Source organism: Micromonospora cremea (assembly GCF_900143515.1).
Taxonomy (GTDB): domain Bacteria; phylum Actinomycetota; class Actinomycetes; order Mycobacteriales; family Micromonosporaceae; genus Micromonospora; species Micromonospora cremea.
Map to the genome: position 1 here is coordinate 2,617,551 of NZ_FSQT01000002.1, position 24,965 is coordinate 2,642,515.

The following is a 24,965-nucleotide window of genomic DNA, read 5'->3' on the forward strand; positions in this document are numbered from 1 at the left end:
CGCCCGCGCCACCGGGCCGTGCCGTCACCTGTCGATGACGCGTACGTCCGGAGGAGGCGCACCAAGAGTGCGGGCCAAGTTGAGCACGATGTTCCAGTCCCTGCAGGTTCGCAACTACCGGCTTTTCGCATCCGGCCAGCTGATCAAGCTGATCGGCGTCTGGATGATGTTCATCGCCCAGGACTGGCTCGTTCTCGAGCTCTCCGACAACTCGGCCACCGCGCTCGGCGTGGTCACCGCGCTCCAGTTCACCCCCGTGCTGCTGCTCACGCTGCTCTCCGGCCGGCTCGCCGACCGGTACGACAAGCGGGTGCTGCTCTTCGCCGCCAACGCCTTCTGGACCCTGCTGGCGCTCGGCATGTCCCTGCTGGTCCTCACCGACCTGGTGCAGCTCTGGCACGTGTTCGCCTTCGCCGCGCTGCTCGGCACGGCCAACGCCGTGGAGACCCCGGTCCGCCAGGCGTTCGTCTCCGAGCTGGTCGGCACGCCGCTGCTGCCCAACGCGCTGTCGCTGAACGCGGCCGTTTTCAACTCCGCCCGGATCGTCGGCCCGGCCGTCGCCGGCCTGGCCATCGCCGCCTTCGACGTGGGGCCGGTCTTCCTCTTCACCGCGCTCAGCTCGATCGCGCCGCTGGTCAACGTCGTGCGGATGCGGACGACCGAGCTGCACCGCGACGCCCTGCTGCCGCGGGACGAGCGTGCCTCCGCCCGGGTGGTCGACGGGCTGCGGTACGTGTGGCGCCGGCCGGACCTCCTGCTGCCGATGGCGGTGATGTCGGTGATCGGCATGTCGTTGTTCAACTTCCAGCTCACGCTGGCCGCGCTGGCCAAGACGGTCTTCCACACCGGCGCCGCCTCCTTCGGCCTGTTCAGCACCGCGCTGGCGGTCGGCGCGCTGGGCGGCGCGCTCAGCGGCACCGGCCGGCGTAGCCGCCCGTCGGTCTGGCTGGTGCTCGGTGCCGCGATCGCCTGCGCCAGTTTCGGCACCCTGGTCGGCTTCGCGTCGACGTACTGGCTGGTCGTGACCCTGCTCGTGCCGACCGGCTTCTTCATGGTCTTCTTCGCTCAGGCCGCCAACCAGCGGGTCCAGCTGGGCGTGGACGCGGCCTTCCGTGGTCGGGTGATGGCCCTGTGGGTCCTGGTGTTCCTGGGTACCAACCCGGTCGGCGCACCGCTGATCGGCTGGATCGCGGAGCGCTTCGGCGCCGGCGCCAGCATCTGGATGGGCGGGTTGATCTCGCTGGCCACCGCGTTGATCGCGCTCACCTGGCAGCTGCGCCGCTCCGGCGCCCGGCTGCGCTTCCGGGTGCTGCCGATGCCCCGCTTCTACGTGACCTCCACCGACTGCTGAGGTGTCAGGAAGGGCCCCTTGTTATCGGATTTTGCATAACAAGGGGCCCTTCCTAACGCCCGGCCCCCGGGCGCGAGCCGGGCGGGTCGTGTTGAGCGGATGGCGCGGATGCGGCCATTTCGGTGGCGGGCCGGCACGACGGGGCTTAGCGTCGATACGTGGACGTCGGACGCGCGCTCATGCTGGCCCTGGCGTTCCTCGCCGTGGCCAGCCTGCCGGCGGCCTTTGCTCTGCTCTTCTGCGCCGACGAGATCATGGATCGGGTGGTCTGCGGCTGGTCCGAGTGGCGCGACCGGCGACGGGAACGACGGACCATCGCCCGTCTCGACCGCGCCATCGAGGCCGACGCCCTGACCCGGGACATCGACCTCAGCGAGTTTGACCGGGCCGACCGGCGGCCCCTGGAACAGCTCGCCGCCGACCTGCGGCGCCTCGGCGGCCAACGGCTCGGCGGCACCGGCCGGTCGATGGTCTGGCACGGCGCGGTGGTCCAGGCGTACGACGACCGGCTCCGACTGGCCTGCCGCGCCCTCGGCATCACCGAACACCTCGCCGAGCTGAGCGGCGTCGACCAGGAAATCGAGCGAGTCCGGGTGGAAGGTGTGCTGCACGCCGCCGGGCTGGCACTGCCGGCGGCCCGAGCCGGGCACCGGCAGCGGCACCACTGATCGGTCGACGGTTGCGGCTCTTCGTCGCGGTCTATCCGCCCATCGACGCGGTCACCCACCTCGGCGCGCAGGTCGCCCGGCTGCGGATCGGGGCGGCAGCAGCCGCCGGCACCAACGTCCGACTCGCCGACCCGGCCCACCTGCACCTCACCCTGGCCTTCCTCGGTGACGTCGAGGCGGCTCGGCTGGTCGAAATGGAGAGCGCACTCGGGCTGGCCGCAGAGTGGTTCCGTGACGGCCGGGACGCCTCGCCCCGGCTGAGTCTCGGCGGGGGCGGCCGGTTTGGCCGGGGGCGGTTCACCGTGCTCTGGGTGGATCTCCGTGGCGACGTCGAGGCGCTGCACGTGCTGGCGAGGCTGATCCGGTCCCGGCTGCGGCACGCTCGGCTGCCGCACGACGACAAGCCGTTCCGCCCGCACCTGACCGTCGCCCGGCCCGGCGACCGGGTGGACCCGGCCGACATCGAGGCCGACCGGGCAACTCTGGACGACTACCAGGGCCCACCGTGGGCGGCGACCGAGCTGCTGCTGGTGAGCAGCCACGTCGGCCCCCGGCCGCGCTACGACCGCCTCGCCGCCTGGCCGCTCTGACTCAGCTCGCAACCGGCGGTGGTGCCACCAGTGCCTCGCGCTGACGGGTGGCGAACCGCCACCCGCCAACGCGAAGCGTCAGGAGGACTCGCGCGCGGCGGGACCGCTGCCGAAGAGCACGTCGTCCCAGCTCGGCAGCCGCTTGCGCGGCTTGCCGTTGGCATCGGTGGACTCGCCGCCGGCAGCCGCAGCGGCGCCCGTCCGGCGGGGCCGCAGCACCGCCAGCGACGGCACGGCCGGCACCTCCTTGGGCGCGTCCGAGTCGTCGTCGAACGCCGACCCTTGGCCGCCGCCGAGCAGTGCCGCGGCACCACCACCGACCGGCCGCTGCCGGGGCGCGTCCGACCCGGCCAGGGCGGCCGGGGTACGCGGCTCCAGGCCACGGCCCGACGAGGCGCCGAGCGGGCGGTCCAGCGAGGCGAGCAGTGCGTCCCGCCCGGCCCGGATCGGGTCCCGGCCAGGACGCGGATGCTCCGAGGCTGCCGGCAACCCGTGCCCACCGCGGCTCGGCTCGCCGCGCGACGGACCGGGCAGCGCGTGCCCGCCCCGCTCCGGCGCAGGCTCCTGCCCGAGGATCGGCGTGGGCCGCTCGGCGCACAGGTACTGCGCCATGTCGTCGTGCGGGGTGACCGCCTGCCGGGTCTTGTCGAGATCCCAGATCGCCTGAGCGGTGGCCTTGCCGGACGGCCAGGTGGCGATGATCCGCCAGGTGCCGTCGTCGCGGCGGTATGCGTCCCAGGAAATCTTCTCGGTGTCGATGCCGTGCTGGCTCAGCCGGCCGTTGACCACCTCGGCCAGCGGGGTCGGCTTCTCCGCGCCCTTGAGCCGGGTGCGGCGGGCATGCTGGGCGAGCATCGCCCGCTCCTGGAGTACCGGGCCGGCGTAACGCAGGACCCGGTCGACCGGCACGCCGGCGATCCGTGCGACGTCCTCGGCGGACTCACCGGAGCGGATGCGGGCCTGGATGTCCCGGGGGGACAGTGAGGGGATCGGGTCGGCGGCGGTCGGCGCGGCCGCGAGGGGCGGAGCGCCCGGCTCCGCGTGCAGGGCGCCGGCGATCCGCTCGTCGATCGGCAGGGCGAGCAGCCGCCCGACCTCGTCGGCGAGAACCAGAGCATGGCCGTCCTCGGAGAGGGCGACGAAGCGTACTGGGCGCATAGCGTTGCCTCCGTCCCGCTTCGCTGGCCGCACGCCACGAGTCGGCCACCCAGGCGTCTCGGACCACCGTACGCGCATCTGTCTCGAGGTGGGGGAAGCGACACCCCGCATGTCGCGACTGAGCTGCAACGATGATCACGGTCGGTGTCCGCCGGGGCCCCGACGGACACCGACCGTGACGATCCTCAGAGGCGCTCGACCACGTAGTCGATGGACGCGGTCAACGCCTCGACGTCGGCCGGCTCGATGGCCGGGAACAGCGCCACCCGCAGTTGGTTGCGACCGAGCTTGCGGTACGGCTCGGTGTCCACGATGCCGTTGGCGCGCAGCGCCTTGGTGACGGCGGTGGCGTCCACCTCGTCGGCGAGGTCGATGGTGGCGACCACGTTGGACCGCAGCGCCGGGTCGCTGACGAACGGGCTGGCCACGGTGGACCGTTCCGCCCAGCCGTACACCGCCGCGGCGCTCTCCGCGGTGCGCTTCGCGGCCCAGGCCAGCCCGCCCTGCGCGTTCATCCAGTCGGTCTGCTCGGCGGCCAGGAAGATGGTGGCCAGCGCCGGGGTGTTGTAGGTCTGCTGCAGCCGCGAATTGTCGATCGCGGTCACCAGGTCGAGGAAGGCCGGGATGTACCGCCCGGAGGCCCTGATCTCAGCGGCCCGGTCCAGCGCGGCCGGCGACATCAGGGCCAGCCAGAGACCGCCGTCCGAGCCGAAGCACTTCTGCGGCGCGAAGTAGTAGACGTCGGTCTCGCCGACGTTGACCTCCAGGCCGCCGGCGCCGGACGTGGCGTCGACCAGCAGGAGCGCGCCCTCGTCCGCCCCGGCCACCCGGCTGATCGGCACGGCCACGCCGGTCGAGGTCTCGTTCTGGGGCGTCGCGTAGACGTCCACGCCGACCTCGGCGACCAGGGTCGGCGCGCTGCCCGCGTCGGCCTTGCGGATGGTCGGCTCGCCCAGGAACGGGGCGTCCTTGACCGACTTGGCGAACTTGGCGCCGAACTCGCCGAAGCTGGCGAACTGCGCCCGGTCCCGGATGAGGCCGAAGGTGGCGACCTCCCAGAACGCGGTGGTGCCGCCGTTGCCGATCACCACCTCGTAGCCCTCGGGCAGCGAGAAGAACTCGGCGATACCGGCGCGCAGCCGGGCCACCTGGTCGCGGACCGTCTTCTGCCGATGCGAGGTGCCCAGGTAGCTGGTGGCGACCTCGGCGAGGGCGGACACGGCCGCCGGACGGACCTTGGACGGGCCGCAGCCGAAGCGTCCGTCGGCGGGCTTGATCTCGTCGGGAATCCGGATGAGCGGTGCGTCAGCCACGGTCTTGAAGGTCCTTCCGCATGGGCGAGGGCGGGGCCCGGTGCGGACCGGCGGCGGGCGCGTACGTGGGCGCACGGCGGGCCGGGATCCGTACCGGCGATCCGGCGACACTGCCGGCCCTCATCCTCGCACCCGGCCCGGGCAGTGGAGGTCGGGGTCCCGAGGGCGAGTCTGAGTCCTTCGCCACACCCGGCGCCGCCCGCCCGGCCGGGGTCAGGAAGGGCCCCTTCCTACAGACGAGGCGTGGAGAAGGGGCCCTTCCTTACCGATCAGACGCCGTGGGGGATGGCGCTCCAGCCTTCGACCTCGCTGGGCTTGCGGCTGGCCGGGCCGATGTAGCGGGCGGACGGGCGAACCAGCCGCTGCAGGCGCTTCTGCTCCAGGATGTGCGCGCTCCAGCCGCCCATCCGGGCGCAGGTGAACATGGAGGTGAACATGTGCGCCGGCACCTCGGCGAAGTCCAGCACGACGGCCGACCAGAACTCGACGTTGGTCGCCAGCACCCGGTCCGGGCGGCGGGCCTGCAACTCGGCCAGAGCCGCCTTCTCCAGCGCCTCGGCGATCTCGAAGCGCGGCGCGCCCAGCTCCTTGGCGGTACGCCGGAGCACTCGGGCGCGCGGGTCCTCCGCCCGGTAGACCCGGTGGCCGAAGCCCATCAGCCGCTCGCCGCGGTCCAGCACGCCCTTGACGTAGCCCTCCGCGTCGCCGCTGCGCTCCACCGCCTCCAGCATGCTGAGCACCCGGGACGGGGCGCCGCCGTGTAGCGGGCCGGAGAGCGCGCCGATGCCCGACGAGATGCAGGCCGCCGCGTCCGCCCCGGTGGAGGCGACGATGCGGGCGGTGAAGGTGGAGGCGTTCAGGCCGTGCTCGGCGGCCGAGATGAAGTACGCGTCGACGGCCTTGACGTGCCGCGGGTCAGGCTCGCCCCGCCAGCGCTTCATGAACCGCTCGACGATGGTCTGCGCCTTGTCGATCTCCTTCTGCGGCACCGCCGGCAGGCCGAGGCCCCGGGCGGACTGGGCGACGAAGGAGAGCGCGGTCACCGAGACCCGGGCGAGGTCCTCGCGGGCCTGCTCGTCGGAGATGTCCAGCAGCTGGCTCAGACCCCAGTACGGGGCCAGCATGGCGACCGCGGACTGCACGTCCACCCGGATGTCGCCGGAGTGCACCGGCACCGGGAACGGCTCCGCCGGCGGCAGGCCCGGCCCGAATCGGCCGTCGACCAGCAGCGCCCACACGTTGCCGAACGAGACCTGGCCGATCAGATCCTCGATGTCGACCCCGCGATAGCGCAGCGCACCACCCTCACGGTCAGGTTCGGCGATCTCGGTCTCGAAGGCGACAACGCCCTCCAGTCCGGGTTTGAAATCGGCCATGTCGCTCTCCTGGATCTGGTCGGTGCGCCCGGTCAGCTCATCCGGCCCGGTCGGCCGAGCGCCTCAGGCGACCCTCAGGGATGTGTTCGGAACATCTTGCCTGCTGAGTAACCAGATACGCGACCCGCTGCCACTGTGCTGCACACGACATCCCCGGACGCGCATTTCCCGCGCCGCTCGGTGAGACTGGGCGGTGCGTGCTGGCCAGCGCGGGAGGGCGCCGGCGGGGCCGCCGAGAAGGAGTGCGAACGTGACGGGAGACACACCCGCCCCGGCTGCGATGCGTAACGAGTACGCCGCGGACCTGGGCCTGACCGAGGCTGACCTGGCCGCCGACTGGCACACCCAGTTCGACCGCTGGTTCGCCGACGCGGTGGCCTTCGGGCTACCCGAACCCAACGCGATGGTGGTGGGCACCGCCGACGCCGCCGGCCGGCCGAGCGGGCGGACGGTGCTGCTGAAGGGGTACGACCCGGACGGCTTCGTCTTCTTCACCAACCACCTCTCGCGCAAGGGCGTCGAGGCGTCCGCCAACCCGTACGCCAGCCTGGTCTTCCCCTGGTTCCCGATGCAGCGTCAGGTGGTGGTCACCGGGCGGATCGCCCCGGTCGACCGCTCGGTGACCGAGGCGTACTTCGCCAGCCGCCCGCGCGGCTCCCAGCTGGGCGCCTGGGCCAGCCCCCAGTCGCAGGTCGTGCCGGACCGGGCGGCGCTGGAGGAGAGCTACCGGGCGGCGGCCGAGCGGTTCGACGGCGAGCCCGTGATCCCGACCCCGCCGCACTGGGGCGGGCTGCGGGTCCGGCCCGACTCGGTGGAGTTCTGGCAGGGCCGGGCCGGTCGGTTGCACGACCGGCTGCGCTTCCGCCGTACCGACGACGGCCCGCCCGACGACCGCCCGAGCGGCGAGAGCGAGAGCTGGACCGTCGAGCGGTTGGCGCCGTGACGGAGGTGCAGGAGACCCGGCCGCGCGGAGCGCGCCGCTGGGCGATCGACGTGCGTCCGCTTCGCGTGCCGGCGTACCGGCGGCTCTGGCTCGGCAACACCGTGGCGATGTTCGGCTTCCAGTTCACCGCCGTCGCCGTGCCGGTGGAGATGTACGCGCTGACCAACGACTCGTTCTGGGTCGGTCTGCTGGGCGTGGCGGCCTTCGTACCGCTGCTGGTCTTCGGGCTCTGGGGTGGCGCGGTCGCCGACGCCCGCGACCGCCGGGTGGTGCTGCTCGGCGGGTCGGTGCTGCTCTGGGCGTCGACCCTCGGGCTGCTGGTCCAGGCGCTGCTGGACGTGGGCAGCCCGGTGCTGCTGCTGGCGCTGATGGCGGTGCAGTCGGTGGCGTTCGCGATCAGCTCGCCGGCCCGCAGCGCGATGCTGCCCCGGCTGGTTCCCGACCACCTGGTGCCGGCCGCCAGCACCCTGAACTACACCACCTTCACCGCAGCCTCGGTGGCCGGCCCGCTCGCCGCAGGCCTGATCCTCGCCGCCTCGCCGGACACGGCGGTGGTGCTGCCGATCGCGTACGGGGTCGACGCGGTGCTGTTCACCGCCATGCTCTGGGCCGCACTGCGACTGCCTGCGCTGCCACCCGAGCCGACCGCCGACGGCGAACCCCGCCGCGCCGGCCTGGCGAGCGTGATCGACGGGTTCCGCTACCTGGCCACCACGCCGGTGCTGCTGCTCTCCTTCGGGGTGGACCTGATCGCGATGATCCTGGCCATGCCGCGGGCGCTCTTCCCGGAGATCGCCCACGAGCGGTTCGGCGGCGGTGGCGCGGTCGGCCTGCTCTACGCCGCCATCGCGATCGGGTCGATGATCGGTGGGCTCACCTCCGGCTGGATCGGTCGGCTCCGCCGGCAGGGGCTCGGCCTGGTGGTCGCGGTGGTCGCCTGGGGACTCGCGATCGCCGCGGCCGGGCTCGCCCACCAGCTCTGGCTGATGGTCCTGCTCCTCGCCGTGGCCGGCGCCGCCGACCTGGTCAGCGCGGTGCTCCGGCAGTCCATGCTGCTGGTGTACGCGCCGGACCGGATGCGCGGCCGACTCCAGGGCGTCAACACGGTGGTGGTGGCCGGCGGGCCGCGCCTGGGCGACCTGCGCGCCGGCACGATGGCCGCCGGATTCGGTGGCGGGGTGGCGTGGGTGGCCGGCGGGCTCGCCTCGGCGGTGCTCGTGGTCGTGCTGGCGGCAGCCTTCCCGGCGCTGCTGCGCTACCGGGCGGCGGCGTCGAGCGGCGACCGGACGTGACCGGTTAGGGTCGCCGGCATGGACAGCCCCGACCAGCGCCCCTTCTCCGGCGCCCAGTGGACCATCTCCGCCGCCGGCCACGAGGCCGTCATCGTGGAGGTGGGCGGCGGGCTGCGGACGTACCGGCACGACGGTGTCGACCTGCTCGACGGGTACCGGACCGACGAGGTCTGCCCCGGTTGCGCCGGGCAGGTGCTGGCGCCCTGGCCGAACCGGATCCGGGACGGCCGCTACTCGTTCGGGGACCGGACGCACCAGCTTCCGCTGAGCGAACCGCAGCGGCACGTCGCCATCCACGGGCTGGTCAACTGGGTGCCGTGGCGGCTGCTGGAGCAGTCGGTGGACGCGGTGACGGTCGGCTACGACCTGCCGCCGCAGCCCGGCTACCCGTGGCCGCTGCGGCTGCTCAGCCGGTGGAGCATCGGCCCGGGTGGGCTGCGCGCCGAGCACGAGGTGACCAACACCGGCGGTGAGGTGGCGCCGTTCGGCTTCTCCGTGCACCCGTACCTGCAACTGCCGGGCGTCGCGGTGGACGACCTGGTCATGCGGCTGCCGACGCGTACCCGGCTGCTGGTGGACGGGCGGCTGCTGCCGGTCGGCGCGACCCCGGTCGCGGGCACCGAGTACGACTGGACCAGCCCGCGCCGGATCGGCCGCGCCCAGTTGGACCTCTGCTTCGGCCAGGTGATCGCCGACGCCGACGGTGGCTCGTCGGTGAGCCTGGCCGCGCCGGACGGCTCGTCCGGGGTGAGCATCTGGGCGGACCAGGAGTTCGGCTGGTGGCAGGTGTTCACCGGGGACGCGCTCACCGGCGAACGGCATCGCCGCTCGGTGGCGATCGAGCCGATGACCTGCCCGCCGGACGCGTTCCGCTCGGGCAAGGACGTGCTCACGCTCAAGCCCGGCGCGACCTGGCGGGGCGCCTGGGGCATCCGCCCCGGGGCCTGAGCCGGGCGGGCAGGGAGAGCGGGATGGAGTTCGCCGAGGTCGTCCGGCACCGGCGGATGGTGCGCAACTACGACCCGGACCGCCCGGTCCCGCCCGACGTGGTGGACCGGCTGCTCGACCATGCGGTACGCGCCCCGTCGGCCGGGTTCGCGCAGGGCTGGGGCTTCCTGGTGCTGGAGGAGGCGGCCGACCGGGAGCGGTTCTGGGCCGCCACCACGCCGGACGGTGGCGGGCGGGAGCGTTGGCTGGCCGGGATGCGCCGGGCGCCGCTGATCGTGGTGCCGCACGCCAACGAGTCGGCCTACCTCCAGCGGTACGCGGAGCCGGACAAGGGCTGGACGGACCGGTCCACCGATCGCTGGCCGGTGCCCTACTGGTACGTCGACACCGGGTTCGCCGCGCTGCTGATGTTGCTCACCGCGGTGGACGAGGGGCTGGGGGCGTGTTTCTTCGGCATCCCGCCGCAGCGGTTGGCCGCTTACCGGGAGTCGTTCGGCGTGCCGACGGACTACCGACCCATCGGTGCCGTCACAATCGGTTACCGCGCGCCCGACCATCGGTCACCGTCGCTGCGCCGTGGGCGTCGTCCGGTGGACGAGGTGGTGCGGCGCGGCCGGTGGAGTTGAGTGCGGCGTCCCGTTCGTCCGGTTGAAGATCGGACGAGCGGTAGCGAAACTGACATCAGGGAGCAGAACGTGGTGTGCGCTGGGCGGCTAGGCTGGCACGCGTCATCGGTGCCGCACCGCGCGGTGCCCGCCGCGACCCGGCTCGGCGCCGTCGGTCGGCTCGGCCACGGGGAGGGGAGCGTGCCGTCGTGATCTTCAGAGCGGTCCGGGACGGGCGTCCCTATCCGGAGCACAACCTGACGCTCAAGCAGTGGGCGGAGATCCCGCCGCGACCCCTGCGCCTGGACCAGTTGATCACCACCAAGCGTGAGCTGGCGCTCGACAAGCTCCTCGCCGAGGACTCCACCTTCTACGGCGACCTCTTCCCGCACGTGGTGCAGTGGAATGGCGGGCTCTACCTGGAGGACGGCCTGCACCGGGCCCTGCGTGCCGCCCTGCAGCAGCGCAACCAGATCCACGCCCGGGTGCTGGTGCTCTCCGAGCCGATCGAATGACGCGTCCGCGCCCACCGGCCTGAGCCTTCGTTAAGGTGGCGTCCATGACCGCTCCACTGGACCTGCTCGACCTGGACCCGTCGCTCACCGAGGAGGAGCGGCAGGTCCGCGACGTCGTACGCCAGCTCGTCGACGACCGGGTGCGCCCACACGTCGCCGACTGGTACGAGGAGGGTCGGGCACCGGCCCGTGAGCTGGCCCGGGAGTTCGGCAAGCTCGGGCTGCTCGGCATGCACCTGACCGGGTACGGCTGCGCGGGCGCCTCCGCGGTCGCGTACGGGCTGGCCTGCCAGGAGCTGGAGGCCGCCGACTCCGGCGTCCGCTCACTGGTCTCCGTGCAGGGCTCCCTGGCCATGTACGCCATCTGGCGCTACGGCAGCGAGGAGCAGAAGCAGCGCTGGCTGCCGTCGATGGCGACCGGCGAGGCGATCGGCTGCTTCGGCCTGACCGAGCCGGACCACGGCTCCGACCCCGCGTCGATGGCCACCCGGGCCCGCCGCGACGGCGACGACTGGGTGCTCAGCGGCGGCAAGATGTGGATCACCAACGCGCCGATCGCCGACGTCGCGGTGATCTGGGCGCGCACCGACGCCGGCGTGCGAGGCTTCGCCGTACCCATGGACACGCCCGGTGTCACGGCCCGCGAGATCCGCCGCAAGATGTCGCTGCGCGCGTCGGTGACCGGCGAGATCGTGCTCGACGACGTCCGGCTCCCGGCGAACGCCCAACTGCCCGAGGCGGTCGGGCTCAAAGCACCGCTGAGCTGCCTCACCGAAGCCCGGTACGGCATCGTCTGGGGCGCGGTCGGCGCCGCCCGGGACTGCCTGGAGACCGCGTTGGCGTACTCCACCACCCGCACCCAGTTCGGTCGCCCGCTGGCCGGCTTCCAGCTCACCCAGGCCAAGCTCGCGGACATGGCCGTCGAGCTGGTCAAGGGGCAACTGCTTGCGCTGCACCTGGGCAGGCTCGCCGACGCCGGCAGGCTGCGGCCCGAGCAGGTCAGCGTGGGCAAGCTGAACAACGTGCGGGAGGCCCTGGCCATCGCCCGGCAGTGCCGCACCATCCTCGGCGCCAACGGCGTCTCCGGGGAGTACCCGGTGATGCGGCACGCCAACAACCTGGAGAGCGTGCTGACGTACGAGGGCACCTCGGAGATCCACCAGCTCGTCGTCGGACAGCGGCTCACCGGGCTCTCCGCCTTCGCCTGACCTGCCCGTTCACGCTTTCCGGCCGCTCGACGCGCGGCTGTCGTACGGGGGCCGTACCGTCAATGACAGACGACGTGTCTGACGAGGACGGTGAGCGTGATGGCCCGCGACGCTGGCATCAACGAGCCCACGAGGGAGTTCCCCGGTTACCCGACCGGCGACGACCTCAAGGAGCGGTCGGCCTCCACACCCGAGCCGACCTCGGACACACCGGGCGGCTCCGGCGGCCCGACGACCGGTGGCGCCGGTGCGCCCGTCCGCGGCCTGCTCGTGCTGCTCGGGGCCGCCGCGCTGGCCGTGGTGGTGCTGCTCGGCGTGCAGGCGACCGGCATCCTGCCGGAGTTCCGCAACCCGTTCGCCAAGGAGCAGACCGACCGCAGCCAGCCGCCACTGCTGAAGTCGATCCAGGACCTCAGCCGCTACGTGGCCGCCGAGGGCAACTTCCAGGTCGTGGTCGACACCCAGAACGACCGGCGCAACGTTCCGGACTTCCTGCTCAACGAGCGCACCCTGTTCGTCGGGGCGGGCAGCGTCGAGGCGTACGTCGACTTCGGCAAGATCGGTGAGGGCGCTGTCGTCGAGTCCGCCGACGGCACCTCGGTCGAGATCAAGCTGCCCGCGCCGCAGCTCGGCGAGACCAACCTCGACCTGGAAAAGAGCTATGTCTTCGCCGAGCAGCGCGGTCTGCTCAACCGGCTCGGTGACCTGGTCGGCAACGACCCCAACCGGCAGCAGCAGGTCTATCAGCTCGCCGAGGAACGGATCACCGCCGCCGCCCGGGACAGCGGGCTTTCCGCCCGGGCCGAGGAGAACACCCGCAAGATGCTGGAGGGGCTGCTGCGCTCCCTCGGCTACCAACACGTCACGGTCACCTACACCGCCCCCTGACCGGCGCACCCCGTACGCCGAAGCGCCCGCCCCGACGATCGTCAGGGCGGGCGCTCTCGTTTCTTGGACTCCCCGGCCGCGCCTCACGCGGAGCCACGTCCCGGCGCAAGATCCGCGCAACTTCAGCGATGTTGGTGCCTCAGGCGGTCGTGAGGCAGCAAGTTCCCCGAAGTTGCTGCCTCGGCGCGGGGCCTCGGCGAGGGTGGGTTCGGGGGTGGGGTGCGGGGTGCTGGTCAGTATCCGGTCGAGGCGAGGTAGCGGTCCTCGTTCGGCATGAGGAACCAGAGGACCAGGTACACGATCACCTGGGTGCCGGGCAGCAGCAGCGACAGCAGGAACAGCAGCCGGACCATCCCGGCGGACATGCCGAACCGCTGACCGAGGCCGGCGCAGACACCGGCGATCATGCGCCCCTGGCGGGGCCGAACCAGTTTGCGACTCATCGTCGTACTCCCACTCTGCGGCGGTACGCCGCGTCTGCAATCCACGGTAGAAAGGTGCGGCCAGTTCGTCCTCGGTCCCGAGGACGATCAGCAACGCGTGGACCCGTAGGTGCATTACCCCGGTCGCCCCGCCCCGACGCCTCCGCCGAGCGGGAGCAGGCTGGCAGGCGGGAGATCGTGCTCGATCCTGGATGTAGTGGCCTTGCGGTCGAGAGGAAGCCACTACATCCAGGACCGTGCGTGATCTCCGGGCGGGTGGTCGGCCCGCCGGACGGGCGGCGCGGGCGCCGACGCGGCGCGGGCGGGGGCGCGGCGGGGAGGTGGCGCTGCGGCGGCGGGCAGGTGTCCACGACGCGGTGGCCGGGTGGGCCGTGAACTGGGCGGGTAGGCTCGCAGGTTGGGCACCCACACCCCGGGTGACCGGCGGCCACCCGACCGGGCGGCCACGAGCGGGGCCACCTGACCGGTGGCCACGACCGGGCCGGATCCCGCACCACGGGACGACGGCGAGGAAGCGCAGCCATGATCAGTGTTTTCGACCTCTTCAGCGTCGGCATCGGGCCGTCCAGCTCGCACACGGTGGGCCCGATGCGGGCCGCCCGCACCTTCGTCGCCGGGCTCAAGGCCGACGGGCTGCTCACCGACACCGCGCGGGTGCAGGCCGAACTGTTCGGCTCGCTCGGCGCCACCGGGCACGGCCACGGCAGCGACCGTGCGGTGCTGCTCGGGCTGGCCGGCGAGGCGCCGGAGACGGTCGACACCGACACCGTCGGCCCCCGGGTCGAGCGGATCCGGGTGGAGCGGCGAATCAGCCTTCTGGACGCGCACGAGATCGACTTCGACCCGGACCGGGACCTGACGCTGCACCGCCGGCGGTCGCTGCCGTACCACCCGAACGGGATGACCTTCGCGGCGTACGACGGGACCGGCGCCGAGGTGCGCAGCCGCACCTACTACTCCGTTGGCGGCGGCTTCGTGGTGGACGAGGCGGCGGCCGGCGCGGACCGGATCAAGCCGGACAGCACACGGGTGCGGTACCCCTTCCTGACCGGGGCGCAGCTGCTGGAGGTGACCACCGCCGCCGGCCTCTCGATCAGCGAGGTGATGCTGGCGAACGAGCGCTCCTGGCGCAGCGAGGCGGAGATCCGGGCCGACCTGCTGGAGATCTGGCGGGTGATGCGCGAGTGCGTGGAGCGCGGCTGCGAGCGGGATGGCGTACTCCCGGGTGGGTTGAAGGTCCGGCGGCGCGCGGCGGAGCTGCGGCGCAGCCTGGAGGCGGACACGGCGACCACTGATCCGCTGCGCGCGATGGACTGGGTGACGCTGTTCGCTCTGGCGGTGAACGAGGAGAACGCCGCTGGCGGCCGGGTGGTCACGGCGCCGACCAACGGCGCGGCGGGGATCATCCCGGCGGTGCTGCATTACTACACCCGGTTCGTGCCGGGCGCCTCCGACGACGGGGTGGTGCGGTTCCTGCTGACGGCCGGCGCGATCGGCGTGCTGTTCAAGGAGAACGCCTCGATCTCCGGCGCGGAGGTCGGCTGCCAGGGTGAGGTGGGCTCGGCCTGCTCGATGGCTGCGGCGGGCCTCGCCGAGGCGCTCGGCGGCACCCCGCAGCAGGTGGAGAACGCCGCCGAGATCGGGATGGAGCACAACCTCGGGTTGACCTGCGACCCGGTGGGTGGCCTGGTGCAGATCCCGTGCATCGAGCGGAACGCGGTGGCTAGCATCAAGGCGATCACGGCCGCCCGGCTGGCGCTGCGCGGCGACGGTGTGCACGCGGTGTCGCTGGACAAGGTCATCAAGACCATGCGGGAGACGGGCGCCGACATGAAGGTCAAGTACAAGGAGACGGCGCGGGGCGGTCTGGCCGTCAACGTGATCGAGTGCTGATCTGGCCGACTCGGGGCATTCGTTCACCGACTGCTAACCTGTCGTCCGTTTCAGGAGGCGGGAGGCAGCGGTGACCTCTGGCGTCGCGGCCCTGTGGTCGCACCGCAACTCGCTGCGCATCCTGGTCAGGCGGGACCTGGCGGTCAAGTACCAACAGTCGGTGCTGGGCTACCTCTGGTCGTTGATCGAGCCGCTCGGCATGGGCGCCATCTACTGGTTCGTCTTCGGCGTGCTCTACTCGCGGGACACCGGGCGGCACCTCGGCGAGGCGGCCGGGTCGTATCCGCTGTTCCTGATCACGGGGATCTTCGCCTGGATGTGGACCAGTTCGGCGCTGAGCGAGGCCACCAACGCGCTGACCGGCCAGTCCCGGCTGATCACCACGATGAACGTGCCGCGCCAGGTCTTCCCGATCGGCCGGGTCACCGGCCGGTTCGCCGAGTACGCGGCCGGTCTGCCGATCCTGATCGCCATCGCGGTGATCTACGCGGTGCACGGCCGGATCCATCCCGGCTGGTCGCTGCTCTCGCTGCCGCTCGCGGTGGCCGTCCAGGCGGTCCTGCTGATCGGCCTGGCCCTGCTGCTGTCCGCGTGGAACGTGCTGATGCGCGACGTGGAGCGGTTCATGCGGCTGATCATCCGGGTGCTCTTCTACGCCACTCCGATCATCTACCCGCTCAGCCTGGTCCAGGAATCCGGCCTGCCGGGCTGGCTGAAGATGGCGTACGAGCTGAACCCGCTGGTCGGGATCTTCCAGCTGCACCACGCGATCTGGTATCCGGACGAGTTCCCGGGCGCCCGGCTGCTCGCGACCACGGTCGTCGGCAGCCTGCTGGTGCTGGCCGCGGGCTGGTGGTCGTTCCGCCGGTTGGAACCCGCCGTGCTCAAGGAACTCTGAATGGCGGCGCCGATCATCGAGGCCGACGGCCTGGGCATCCGGTTCGTTCGCAACCGCCGCCGGCAACTGCGGCTGCGGGAGTTGTTCATCCACAGGGGTGGGCGGGGTGCCCTGCCCGGCCAGTTCTGGCCGCTGCGCGACGTGTCGTTCACCGTCGAGCCGGGCGAGACGGTCGGGGTGATCGGCCGCAACGGCACCGGTAAGAGCACCCTGCTGCGGTTGATCGCCGGAGTGCTCATTCCGGATGAGGGCAGCATCCGGGTGCACGGCGCGGTGGCTCCACTGTTGGAGCTCTCGGCCGGTTTCTCCAACGACCTGACCGGGCGGGAGAACCTGCACCTGGTCGGTGGACTGCACGGGCTGTCGACGGGCTATCTGAAGCGGCACTTCGACGAGATCGTCGAGTTCGCCGGTGAGCAGGTGGAACGGGCCATCGACACGTCGGTGCGGCACTACTCGTCGGGGATGAAGGTGCGGCTCGGCTTCGCGATCATCTCGCATCTGCCGCACCCGATTCTGCTGATGGACGAGGTGACCGCGGTCGGGGACGCGGAGTTCCGCAAGAAGTGTTACGCGACGATTGATCGTCTGCTCGGGGAGGGGCGCACGCTGGTGCTGGTGTCACACAACGAAAAGGACCTGACCCGGTTCTGCCGTCGGGGGTTGTACCTCGACGCGGGCCGGTTGATGCTCGACGGCACCATCGCCGAGGCGCTCGACGCGTACCACGCCGCGGTCCCGCGGTGACGCTCGCGATCGTGCTCGCCGCCGGGACGCGCGCGGCGGGCCTGACCACCGCGACCGGCGAGCCGCTGGCCGACCGGCTCGCCGCACAGCTGCGTCGGGCCGGGGCGGACGAGGTGCGCTTCGCCGCCGGGTTGGACGAGCTGGCCGCGCTGGCTGACACCGCCACCGGCCCGTTGCTGATCACCGGCACCGATCTGGTCGCGCACACCGCCGTGCTGCGACACCTGGCCACCAGCCCGGTGGGGCCGACGGTGGCGCTGGTGCTCGGTGACCCGCCGGTGCCGGGGCGGACCGCGGTGCGCGAGGAACGCGGCCAGGTGGTCGACGCCGGCGCGGTGGAGGCCCTGGACGGCGACGCCACCGGCGTGTTCGGCGGTGCGCTGCGGGTCGGCGTGAGTGACCTGCCGACGTTGGCCGCCGCCGCCCGGGCCGCCGCGGTCGGCATGCTGCCGGTCGCCACCCCCCTCGGCCCGGCCGGGGATGTCGCCCCGTTCGGGCCCACCGAGGGCGCCGGGCCGGCCGGGCGTCTCGCGCCGGTCCCGGCCGGCGGCCCCGGGTCCGCCGTGGACCGGCTCGTCGCGGGTCTCGCCGCGCTCGGCACCCTGATCTTCGCTCAGCGGGTACGTCTGCTCGTCGCGCACCGGGTCGACGACGCGGCCGGGCTGGCCGCCGCCGAGGCGGCGGTGACCGCGGTCGACGAGGACCGGGCCGAGCTGCGGCTGGCGGTGAAGGAGAAGGACGACTTCTTCTCCACCTACTTCGTCAGCACCTGGTCGCCGTACGTCGTGCGGGCGGCGGCCCGGCTCCGGCTCACCCCGACCGGGGTGACGGTGATCTCGGTGCTCTTCGCGCTGGCCGCCGCGGTGCTGTTCGGGGTCGGCGGGCGGCCCGCGCTGGTCAGCGGCGCGGTGCTGCTCTACCTCGGTTTCGTGCTGGACTGCGTGGACGGCCAGTTGGCCCGCTACACCCGGCACTTCAGTGCCTGGGGTGGTTGGCTGGACACGATGGCCGACCGGGCCAAGGAGTACCTGGTCTACGCGGGGCTGGGTTTCGGGGTGAGTCACGCCGGGCTGGGCAACGGCTGGGCGCTGGCGATCGCCGCGATGACGTTGCAGACCGTCCGGCACATGACCGACACCTGGTACGGGGTGCTGCACGACGAGGCGGCCCGCCGGCCCCGAACGGCGACGGGTGCCAGCGGCGGCATCGGAGACCGGTTGAACGCCGCGTCGACCCGGGTGCAGGCGGACACCGGCTCGCTGTCGTACTGGCTGAAGCGGACCGTGGTCTTTCCGATCGGCGAGCGGTGGGCGCTGATCGCGCTGACCGTGGCGCTGTTCAACCCGTTGGTCAGTCTGATCGCGGTGCTGGTGTGGGGCGTGCTGGCGTTCGCGTACACCGGGGCGCTGCGTACGCTGCGGGCCCGCTGGATGTGGGTGCCGGTGCTGGACACGGTCGATGCCACGCTGCACCGCGACGACGGCCCGCTGGCCCGCCGGCTGCCGGTGGTTCGCCAGATGGGGCCGCTCACCCTGGCGGTGATCGCCGCGCTCGGCTCGGCGGCGCTGCTGGTCGCGGCGCTGCTGGGCGACGCGCCCGACGGGCTGCGCTGGGCGGTGCCGGTGGCGTTGCTGGTGCTGCTGGTCGGTGGCCTGGGCGCCGGGGCCGCGCACAACGGTCCGCTGGACTGGCTGGTGCCCGCCGCGCTGCGGGCCGCCGAGTACCTGTTCGCGATCGCGGTCGGGGTGGTCGGCGGCGCGCCGGGGTGGCTGATCTTCGGCTACGTCTTCGTGCTCACGGTGCACCACTACGACCTGACCGCCCGGCTGGAGAAGCGGCAGGCGGCACCTCCGTTGCACCCGGCCACGCTGGGCTGGGAGGGACGTTCGGTGCTGCTGGCCCTCGCGGCGATTGCCGGAATCGTGAGTATCGGCATGGCTACACTCGGTACGTACCTTCTCGTGGTTTTCGTGGCAAGCGTCGTCCTGGCCTGGTTCGTGCGTCCGGCTCGTAGCGCGCGGGCGTCGGCCGCGCCGGTGGGAGGTGGCGCGCCGCGCTGACGGAGGGACGGCCGGATGGCCCTGATCAGTTTCGTGGTGCCGGCCTTCCGGGTGCAGGGATACCTGCGTGAATGCCTGGACTCGATCCTCGACCAGCCGGAGACCGACCTCGAGGTGATCGCGGTCGACGACTGCTCGCCGGACTCCAGCGGCGAGATCATCGACGAGTACGCGGCCCGCGACCAACGGGTCCGGTCGGTACGCCTGCCGGAGAACGTCGGCCTCGGTCCGGCCCGCAACGTCGGGCTGGACCGGGCCGTCGGCGAGTACGTCTGGTTCCTCGACGGCGACGACTGGCTGGCGCCGGAGTGCCTGCCGGAGGTCGCCGAGCGGTTGCGCGCCACCCGGCCGGATGTGCTGCTGGTCGACCACGTCCGGACGCACTGGAACGACACCGCCACGCGCAGCGCGATGGCGGAGGTGTTTCCGGAGTCGCCCGGCGCGGCCACCTTCCGGTTGCGGGACCGGCCGGAGGCGATGCGGCTGCTGCACACCGCGTGGAACCGGCTGGTACGCCGGGAGTTCCTCGTCGACCTGGGTCTTCGCTTCGAGCCCGGCTGGTACGAGGATGTCTCGTTCAGCTACCCCGTGCTGATGGCGGCGCAGCGGATCGGCGTACTGGACCGGGTCTGCGTCAACTACCGGCAGCGCCGGGCCGGCGCGATCACCCGGACCCGGGGTGACCGGCACTTCGAGGTGTTCCCGCAGTGGCGCCGGGTCTTCCACCTCATGGACACCTGGGGGCCGGCGGTGGACGCCCTGCGGCCGACGGTCTTCGAGCGGATGATCTGGCACTACCTGACCGTGCTCGGCAACGGCCAGCGGATCGCCCCGGAGCTGCGGCCCGCCTTCTTCGCACAGATCACCGCCGACTACGCGCGCTGGCTGCCGGACGGCGGGTACCCGGCGCCGAGCGGAGTCGAAGGGATCAAGCACCGGCTGGTCGCCACCGGCCGCTGGCGGACGTTCAGCGCGTTGCGGGCAGCGAGCCGGGCCCGCGACACCGCTCGCCGGCAGGCTCGTACCGCCCGCCGCCGGGTCGGGCCGGCCGCCCGGCGCGGCGCCCGACTGACCCGCGACGGACTGCTACGCGAGTACTACCGGGCGGAGTTGCGCCGGCCGGTGGATCCGACGCTCGCGGTGTACGCGGCCTACTGGTACCGGGGGTACGCCTGCAACCCGGCGGCGATCTACGAGGTGGCCCGCCGGCTGGCTCCCGGGGTGCGTGGGGTGTGGATCGTGCGCCGGGACCGGGTGGACACCGTGCCCGCCGGGGCGGAGTACGTGGTCGCCGGCACCCCGGCCTACTACCGGGCGCTGGCCCGGGCCCGGTGGCTGGTCAACAACGTCAACTTCCCGGACTTCGTTCGCAAGCGGCCGGAGCAGGTGCACGTGCAGACCCACCACGGCACGCCCGTCAAGGTGATGGGGCTGGACCAGCAGCGCTATCCGATCGGTGCCGGCGCGATGGACTTCGCGGGGCTGCTGCGCCGGGTGGACCGCTGGGACTACAGCGTCAGCGCGAACAGCTTCTCCACCCAGATGTGGGACCGTGCGTACCCGGCCTCGTACACCGCTCTGGAGGTGGGCTACCCGCGCAACGACCGACTGGCCAAGGCAAGCTCCGACGAGGTGCGCCGGCTGCGCGCCGAGTTCGGCTTCGGCCCCGACGAGCAGGTGGTGCTGTACGCCCCGACGCACCGCGAGCACCTGCCGGGCTACCGGCCACCGTTCGACCCGGACCGGTTCGTCGAGGCGTTGGGTGACTCCGGCCGACTCCTGATGCGCAGCCACTACTTCCACGATCGGGATCGCAGCCCCCGCCGTGCTGTGGACCGGGACCGGGTCCGCGACGTCAGCGGCCACCAGCGGGTCGAGGACCTCTACCTGGTGGCCGACGTGCTGGTCAGCGACTACTCCTCGGCGATGTTCGACTATGCGGTGCTGGACCGGCCGATCGTGCTCTACGCCCCAGACTGGGAGGCGTATCGGCTGGCCCGGGGCGTCTACTTCGACGTCACGGCGGAGCCGCCGGGCGCGGTGGCCACCACGTTCGCCGACCTGCTCGACCTGTTCCGCACCGACGCGGTGCGCTCGGACGCGGCGACCAAGGCCCGCGCGCACTTCCGGGGCCGGTTCTGCGCACTGGACGACGGGCGCGCGGCGGAGCGGGTGGTACGCCGGGTGTTCCTGGGTGAGCCGGACGAGAGGGCTCCGCGCTGCTGATCGCGCCGGCTTGTGTCGCTCAATGGCAGCGTCATCGATCGAACATGAGACGTTCACCCGATGTGCCGATCCAATGATCCTGGTCACAGTCTTCTGGGGTTCGGTCGACGAGCTGGGGGAGGAGACGGTGACCACCGTCGCGCTCAAGGATGTCACCAAGGTCTTCAAGGACGGCACGCTGGCCGTCGACAGCATCAACCTGGACGTGAACGACGGCGAGTTCATGGTGCTGCTCGGCCCGTCCGGCTGCGGCAAGTCCACCGTGCTGCGGATGATCGCAGGGTTGGAGGACCCGACGCAGGGCGCGGTGCTGCTCGACGGGGAGCTCGCGAACGACCTGCCGCCGCGGGATCGGAAGATCGCCATGGTCTTCCAGGACTTCGCTCTCTATCCGCACATGACGGTGGGTGACAACATCGCCTTCCCGCTGCGCCTGGCCGGGGTGGAGCCGACCCCGCGGGGTGAGCGGGTCACCGACGTGGCCAGCGCCCTGGGCATCGGCGACGTGCTCGCCCGCAAGCCGGGGCAGCTCTCCGGCGGGCAACGGCAGCGCGTCGCGATGGGGCGGGCCATCATCCGCCGACCCGGGCTGTTCCTGATGGACGAGCCACTGTCCAACCTGGACTGCGGGCTGCGCGCGGAACTGCGTGCGGAGATCTCGGGCCTCACCCGGGAGCTGGGCGTCACCACCGTCTACGTCACCCACGACCAGGCGGAGGCCCTCACCATGGCCGACCGGGTGGCGATCATGCGCCGTGGCGTGCTCCAGGACGTGGGCACTCCCACCCAGGTGTACGGCCGGCCGGCGACGCTCTACGTGGCCGCCTTCCTGGGAAGCCCACGGATGAACCTGCTCGAGGCGTCGGTCTACGTGCATCTGGACCGGTACGTCACGCTCAACCTCGGCGAGCAGTCGCTCTACCTGCCCTGGGACGACATCCGCAGCCGGGCCGTCGCGCACTATCACGGCGAGCGGATCGTGGTCGGCATGCGGGCCGAGGCGCTCACCCCGGTCTCCCCGGACAGCCCCGGTGACGTGCTGCGCGGCCGGATCCGCTACCTGGAGCACCATGGACACGAGTCGCTGGCGTTCCTCGACATCGGGGCGACCGCGATCGTGGTCGACGAGATGGGCGCGCGGCTGGACAATCCGCCGGAGGGCCAGCGTGGCCTGCGCCGGTTCAGCTCGGTGATGCAGCGACTCACCGGCAAGGCCGTGGAGGCGGCGGACGACGCTGCCGGCGGCACCCGGACGAGCGTGCTCCCCGATCCGGGTCGGCACCACCGCCGCCCGGCGGAGCTGGCGGTGCGGTTGGCGCCGTACCCGGCGGTCGCCGCAGGTCACCCGCTCGCCGTGGCGGTCCGGATGGACGCGCTGCATTTCTTCGACGAGCGCGGGGGCCGGATCGACGTGGGGTGGCGCTGACACCACGCCGGAGCGGGGTAGCGGGGGCGCGTCCCGGTGTCCTACCGTCTGCGCACCCAGTCCACTGTGAGAGACCACCGAGAGGGGTGCACCCGTGTCGGGTGACCGTCCCAGCCCGCTCGTCATCGAGCGCATCCTCCGCGATCGGCAGGGCATCTGGCAGCAGATCGTTGCCGACCGTGACCTGAACGCGTTGACCGGGCGGATGCTGGCCAGCTCCGCCATCGCACTCGCCTGCTACGGGGCGGTGCTGGGTGCCTTTCACAGCCCGCTGATGGCGTTGACCTCCGCGCTGAAGCTGCCGCTGCTGTTCCTGGTCACGCTCGCCATCTGCCTGCCCACGCTCTATCTGTTCAATCTGGTCTTCGGCGCCCGTCTCTCGGTGCGCCAGTCGCTGGCGCTGGTGATGGTGGCGATCACGGTCACCTCGATGCTCGCCGTTGCGTTCGCGCCGATCAGCCTCTTCTTCCTGATCACCGCGCCCGACTACGGCTTCTTCAAGCTGCTCAACGTGGCGATCCTGACCCTGTCGGCGCTGGTCGGGCTGCGCTTCCTGACCGGCGGGATGCAGGTGCTCAACGATCACGGCCTGCTCGCCCCGGAGGCGGCCCAGGCTCAGGCCCCGGCGCAGGCCGTGCCGGCCGCCGTGCCCGCCGGTGCGGTGCCGGCCGCCGTGCCGCCGGCTGGCCAGGTCGCCGAGCCGGTCGCCGTGCCGGCCGGAGCCGCGGCGGCCGGGTCGGTCGGTACGGTCCCGAACGGCACCGCCCCCGACGCCGGGTCGCCTGCGCAGGTCCCCGCCCAGGTCCCCGCCCAGTGGAGCGGGCAGCCGGCCGGTGCCGCGTTCCCGCCCGGCATGCTGCCGCCCGGCTACCCACAGCCGCACCGCCCGTGGGCCAACCCGCCGGTACGGCGCGAGCCGACGCAGCGGCCGGCCAGCATGACCCTGCTCTACATCTGGATCCTGCTCTTCGGCTTCGTCGGCACCCAGTTGGCCTGGACGCTGCGTCCCTTCTTCGGTGACCCGGGTCAGGACTTCGCCTTCTTCCGCAGCATCGACGGCAACTTCTACGCCGAGATCCTGCGGACCATCGCCAACCTCTGACGATGCCCTTGTCGATCACGCGGACGTGGTGGGCCTTCTGCTGGGCGCGGCCGGTGTCCTGATCCTCAGCCAGCGGTTGACGAACCGCTGGGCCGGCCGCTCCCAGAGGAAGTGGCACGCGGCCGCGACGGCGGTGACGAAGACGACGAGCAGAGTCATCTTGGTGAAGTAGGCCATGAAGCTGTCGTCCACCCACGCCTCTGCCCCGACCACCTGCATCAGCGGGCGGTGCACCAGATAGAAGGCGAAGGAGACCTCGCCGAGAAGGACGACGAGTCGGGTGCTGAGAAAGCGGCCGAGCGCGGACTGCGGATACTGGCTCAGGCCGAAGAAGAGCAGCACCCCGGGGAGCATCCACATCGCGTCGTAACTGGCGTAGTAGTGGGTGCGGCCCGGCCACGCCATCAGCAGCAGGGTCGCCGCGAGGGGAAGCCAGGTGAGCAACGGCGACAGCACACGACTCCGGGCGGCGGACGCGGGCCATGACCGCTTGGCCTGGCGGAGAAGCAGTGCCGCCACCATGCCGAGCGTGAAGTCCCCCAGGCGGGTGGCGGGCGTCCGGTAGAGCCACCGGTGCGCACTGAACGGGTTCGTGGCGGGCAGACCGTTGCGGAAGTGCTGGAACAACGCCGCGAGGACGAAGGCCGCGACTATCGCCGCCACCGCCACGGCGAGGAGAGCCTTGGCGTTGTTGGCGATCGGGCGCAGCGCCAGCGCCAGGAGCGGGAAGCAGGCGTAGAGAAAGAACTCGACGCCGATCGACCAGCCGGGTGCGTTGATGCCGTACGTGACGACGAGCGACGGATGCCAGGACTGCAGGGCGAGGACCTGGATGAGGAATCGACTCACGTTGGAGTGGTGGTCCACGGCCAGCCAGACGACGACGAGGACCAGCAGATAGAGCGGGTAAACCCGGGCCAGCCGACCGACCAGGTAGTTCCAGGTGCTGCGGGGGGTCGGCCGTGCGGCGGCGTCGAAATAGTTCAACGCGATGACGAACCCCGACAGCAGAAAGAAGAAAGTGACGCCGTTGCTGCCCGCTCCCATGATCCGGCGGACCGGATCCGGCAGCGACTCGTGCTGCGCCGAGTGAGAAAGAAAAACAGCGAGAGCAGCGAACCAGCGCAATCCGGTCAAGGCGGGGATGTGTAGTTTCTTTGTGGTGGCCGCGGGCGTCGACGTCATTCATTCCTCCAGGTCCGCGCCAGGTTATAGCACTCCGCGCTGTCGCGGCCGCCCTCCGGGAGGCGCATTGGCCAAGCGCACCTACCATTTATCCCGGTGCGAATATCCGGATTGTTCGCCGACTGTTCAC

Annotated in this window: 22 protein-coding genes; 17 read left to right on the forward strand and 5 right to left on the reverse strand. The window is 72.0% G+C overall.

Annotation, left to right across the window (positions count from 1 at the left end; translation table 11 throughout):
• Window positions 1-67 precede the first annotated feature (67 nt).
• The 3 genes from BUS84_RS25655 (at window position 68) to thpR (ending at window position 2,609) form a co-directional block, all read left to right on the forward strand.
• Window positions 68-1,351 (forward strand): MFS transporter, encoded by a 1,284-nt coding sequence (locus BUS84_RS25655; RefSeq protein WP_074316250.1) that lies wholly within the window; start codon window positions 68-70, stop codon window positions 1,349-1,351.
• A gap of 158 nt (window positions 1,352-1,509) precedes the next feature.
• A complete protein-coding gene (locus BUS84_RS25660) occupies window positions 1,510-2,019 on the forward strand; it encodes a hypothetical protein (RefSeq protein ID WP_074316252.1) in 510 nt (169 codons plus the stop codon).
• An 11-nt stretch (window positions 2,020-2,030) separates the two neighbouring features.
• Window positions 2,031-2,609: an RNA 2',3'-cyclic phosphodiesterase gene (gene thpR / locus BUS84_RS25665; RefSeq protein ID WP_074316254.1), complete on the forward strand. Its 579-nt coding sequence runs from the start codon at window positions 2,031-2,033 to the stop codon at window positions 2,607-2,609.
• Window positions 2,610-2,687: 78 nt separating this feature from the next.
• Here thpR and sepH read toward each other — a convergent pair whose 3' ends face one another.
• The 3 genes from sepH to BUS84_RS25680 all read right to left on the reverse strand — a co-directional run bounded on the left by sepH (window position 2,688) and on the right by BUS84_RS25680 (window position 6,456).
• On the reverse strand, window positions 2,688-3,767 hold the full coding sequence (gene sepH / locus BUS84_RS25670; protein WP_074316255.1) for a septation protein SepH: 1,080 nt from the start codon (window positions 3,765-3,767) through the stop codon (window positions 2,688-2,690).
• A 185-nt stretch (window positions 3,768-3,952) separates the two neighbouring features.
• Complete coding sequence (gene serC, locus BUS84_RS25675) at window positions 3,953-5,080, reverse strand: phosphoserine transaminase (RefSeq protein ID WP_074316257.1); 1,128 nt, start codon at window positions 5,078-5,080, stop codon at window positions 3,953-3,955.
• Between the two features lie 269 nt (window positions 5,081-5,349).
• A complete protein-coding gene (locus BUS84_RS25680) occupies window positions 5,350-6,456 on the reverse strand; it encodes a citrate synthase 2 (protein WP_074316259.1) in 1,107 nt (368 codons plus the stop codon).
• Between the two features lie 280 nt (window positions 6,457-6,736).
• Between BUS84_RS25680 and pdxH the strand changes: the two genes are divergently transcribed.
• The 7 genes from pdxH to BUS84_RS25715 all read left to right on the forward strand — a co-directional run bounded on the left by pdxH (window position 6,737) and on the right by BUS84_RS25715 (window position 12,855).
• Complete coding sequence (pdxH, locus tag BUS84_RS25685; RefSeq protein ID WP_084757593.1) at window positions 6,737-7,399, forward strand: pyridoxamine 5'-phosphate oxidase; 663 nt, start codon at window positions 6,737-6,739, stop codon at window positions 7,397-7,399.
• Window positions 7,396-8,691 (forward strand): MFS transporter, encoded by a 1,296-nt coding sequence (locus BUS84_RS25690; protein WP_074316262.1) that lies wholly within the window; start codon window positions 7,396-7,398, stop codon window positions 8,689-8,691. The genes pdxH and BUS84_RS25690 overlap by 4 nt, the downstream gene beginning before the upstream one ends.
• An 18-nt stretch (window positions 8,692-8,709) precedes the next feature.
• Window positions 8,710-9,639, forward strand: coding sequence for an aldose 1-epimerase family protein (locus BUS84_RS25695; protein WP_074316264.1), 930 nt, complete (start codon window positions 8,710-8,712; stop codon window positions 9,637-9,639).
• Window positions 9,640-9,662: 23 nt separating this feature from the next.
• Window positions 9,663-10,265: a nitroreductase family protein gene (locus BUS84_RS25700; protein WP_074316266.1), complete on the forward strand. Its 603-nt coding sequence runs from the start codon at window positions 9,663-9,665 to the stop codon at window positions 10,263-10,265.
• Between the two features lie 188 nt (window positions 10,266-10,453).
• Entirely contained in the window at window positions 10,454-10,759 is a 306-nt protein-coding gene (locus BUS84_RS25705; RefSeq protein ID WP_007454850.1) for a type II toxin-antitoxin system VapB family antitoxin, read from the forward strand.
• Between the two features lie 44 nt (window positions 10,760-10,803).
• Window positions 10,804-11,967 (forward strand): acyl-CoA dehydrogenase family protein, encoded by a 1,164-nt coding sequence (locus BUS84_RS25710; protein ID WP_074319113.1) that lies wholly within the window; start codon window positions 10,804-10,806, stop codon window positions 11,965-11,967.
• Window positions 11,968-12,066: 99 nt separating this feature from the next.
• Complete coding sequence (locus tag BUS84_RS25715; RefSeq protein ID WP_074316268.1) at window positions 12,067-12,855, forward strand: DUF4230 domain-containing protein; 789 nt, start codon at window positions 12,067-12,069, stop codon at window positions 12,853-12,855.
• Between the two features lie 233 nt (window positions 12,856-13,088).
• Here the strand turns inward: BUS84_RS25715 and BUS84_RS25720 are convergent, their stop codons facing one another.
• The gene (locus tag BUS84_RS25720) at window positions 13,089-13,298 is read right to left on the reverse strand and encodes a PspC domain-containing protein (RefSeq protein ID WP_074316270.1); all 210 of its coding nucleotides are present in this window, start codon (window positions 13,296-13,298) and stop codon (window positions 13,089-13,091) included.
• A 522-nt stretch (window positions 13,299-13,820) separates the two neighbouring features.
• Between BUS84_RS25720 and BUS84_RS25725 the strand changes: the two genes are divergently transcribed.
• From BUS84_RS25725 to BUS84_RS25755, 7 genes are all read left to right on the forward strand, one after another.
• Window positions 13,821-15,191 (forward strand): L-serine ammonia-lyase, encoded by a 1,371-nt coding sequence (locus tag BUS84_RS25725; protein ID WP_074316271.1) that lies wholly within the window; start codon window positions 13,821-13,823, stop codon window positions 15,189-15,191.
• A 70-nt stretch (window positions 15,192-15,261) separates the two neighbouring features.
• Window positions 15,262-16,089, forward strand: coding sequence for an ABC transporter permease (locus BUS84_RS25730; protein WP_074316273.1), 828 nt, complete (start codon window positions 15,262-15,264; stop codon window positions 16,087-16,089).
• Entirely contained in the window at window positions 16,090-16,836 is a 747-nt protein-coding gene (locus BUS84_RS25735; protein WP_074316275.1) for an ABC transporter ATP-binding protein, read from the forward strand.
• Entirely contained in the window at window positions 16,833-18,896 is a 2,064-nt protein-coding gene (locus BUS84_RS25740) for a DUF5941 domain-containing protein (protein WP_208869732.1), read from the forward strand. Before BUS84_RS25735 ends, BUS84_RS25740 begins: the two co-directional genes overlap by 4 nt.
• A gap of 15 nt (window positions 18,897-18,911) precedes the next feature.
• The gene (locus BUS84_RS25745) at window positions 18,912-21,122 is read left to right on the forward strand and encodes a bifunctional glycosyltransferase/CDP-glycerol:glycerophosphate glycerophosphotransferase (protein ID WP_074316277.1); all 2,211 of its coding nucleotides are present in this window, start codon (window positions 18,912-18,914) and stop codon (window positions 21,120-21,122) included.
• Window positions 21,123-21,195: 73 nt separating this feature from the next.
• A complete protein-coding gene (locus BUS84_RS25750; RefSeq protein WP_074316279.1) occupies window positions 21,196-22,548 on the forward strand; it encodes an ABC transporter ATP-binding protein in 1,353 nt (450 codons plus the stop codon).
• A gap of 94 nt (window positions 22,549-22,642) precedes the next feature.
• A complete protein-coding gene (locus BUS84_RS25755; RefSeq protein WP_074316281.1) occupies window positions 22,643-23,650 on the forward strand; it encodes a hypothetical protein in 1,008 nt (335 codons plus the stop codon).
• A gap of 15 nt (window positions 23,651-23,665) precedes the next feature.
• Here BUS84_RS25755 and BUS84_RS25760 read toward each other — a convergent pair whose 3' ends face one another.
• Window positions 23,666-24,835, reverse strand: coding sequence for an acyltransferase family protein (locus BUS84_RS25760; protein ID WP_074316283.1), 1,170 nt, complete (start codon window positions 24,833-24,835; stop codon window positions 23,666-23,668).
• Window positions 24,836-24,965: the final 130 nt, after the last annotated feature.